The organism is Pseudomonas sp. SIMBA_068 (assembly GCF_046534705.1).
GTDB lineage: Bacteria > Pseudomonadota > Gammaproteobacteria > Pseudomonadales > Pseudomonadaceae > Aquipseudomonas > Aquipseudomonas putida.
On sequence record NZ_JAWRYI010001764.1, the window covers coordinates 1 to 232 of the forward strand.

A 232-nucleotide genomic window follows, 5' to 3' on the forward strand; every position below is an offset into this window, starting at 1 on the left:
GTCGGTTAACTGATTATTTAAAATATAACCATTAACCATAACTGTAGAGCCAAATGCCATTTCTATTGAGCTGGTCATTGATACTGCATTACCAAAGCTATCAACAATAGAGACATGCGATGTTGAAGGGAGTTCATACGAATCATCTTGTGCATAACTTAAGTAGTTAACGGGGTCACCGGCAACTGCATGCTGATCTTTTTCGGTTATGAGTGTTGCGCGTGATTTAATG

The 232-nt window shown here is 38.8% G+C and carries 1 protein-coding gene; it reads right to left on the reverse strand.

What is annotated here, in order from left to right; genetic code table 11:
* Positions 1-232, reverse strand: a 232-nt coding sequence (locus tag SB756_RS35810) for a gamma-glutamyltransferase (RefSeq protein ID WP_410913992.1), incomplete at both ends; no start/stop codon positions are given.